At 29.8% G+C, this 429-nt stretch carries 1 protein-coding gene; it reads left to right on the top strand.

The window, feature by feature from the left end; genetic code table 11:
• Nucleotides 1–211: 211 nt before the first annotated feature.
• Nucleotides 212–429: hypothetical protein (locus tag L979_RS16090; RefSeq protein ID WP_047692909.1), on the top strand; the 218-nt coding region annotated here is incomplete at its 3' end.

The raw sequence follows: 429 nt of genomic DNA, 5'->3' as shown, positions 1-429 counted from the left end.
GAACTTTTCAAAGTATGGCTTGGACGTGCTGAATTTCTAGTAAAGCAGTCAAAAAAGTTGCATAACGCTTGCGAAAATGATTACTCTAAGCGTGCATTAGTTAGGGCATTACAATTAAAAGCAGAAATAAATAAAAAAATAACATCTAATGCTTGACAAAGTGAAAGCAATTTGATATAATAATATATATAGAAATAAAGGAGAACTATAAATGGTAGTTAAATTAACGAAAAAACAAGCTGATTATCTTGAAACTTTTGGAGGTAGAACAAAAGAAGCGATTTATTATATTTCTCGCTGGGGTTTTAATTATAAACTTGAAGACGGCTTAGGTAAAGTTTATGAAAATAAAGAAAAAAAACCGTTTGAGATATTTGAAAAGCTGAAAATGGTTGAAGCTGTCATTAACGGTTATGAAGTTATTGAACC

The sequence above is a fragment of the Kocuria sp. ZOR0020 genome (assembly GCF_000800955.1).
In the GTDB taxonomy this organism is placed as follows: domain Bacteria; phylum Actinomycetota; class Actinomycetes; order Actinomycetales; family Micrococcaceae; genus Kocuria; species Kocuria subflava.
The sequence above is the reverse complement of the archived record's forward strand: the minus strand, read 5'-3'. Positions and strand labels throughout refer to the sequence as shown.